Here is a 284-nt window from a genome sequence, read left to right as displayed (position 1 = left end):
TTTCCAACCTTGCGGAATACGGAACATCTTCGTAGAGCGGGTAATAGGCTTTGGTCTGGGCGCTGTCGACTTTCCACAGTTCTTCCCCCTTGGGCAGTGCATCGCCGAACCAATTGCCGACGCTGGGTTGCAGCAGAAACTTAACGGATCTGGTTTCGGCGCAAGGGACTTTGGGTTTCTGGCCGAAAGGGCAGTAACTCAGGGTTGCCATCAATGCGAGCTGGTACAGGTTGAGTGCACAGAATGCCGGAGCTGTGGATAATATCGGACGCAACGCACGTAAC

Annotated in this window: 1 protein-coding gene; it reads right to left on the bottom strand. The window is 54.2% G+C overall.

Annotated elements, in window-relative coordinates:
• A partial coding sequence (locus tag FVA95_RS32360) for a hypothetical protein (protein WP_205016060.1) occupies positions 1 to 211 on the bottom strand: 211 nt, incomplete at its 3' end.
• Between the last annotated feature and the right edge of the window lie 73 nt (positions 212 to 284).

It is taken from the genome of Pseudonocardia sp. EV170527-09, from assembly GCF_008369905.1.
In the GTDB taxonomy this organism is placed as follows: Bacteria; Actinomycetota; Actinomycetes; order Mycobacteriales; family Pseudonocardiaceae; genus Pseudonocardia.
Note: the sequence above shows the minus strand (reverse complement) of the source record. Positions and strands in the feature narration are given on the sequence as shown.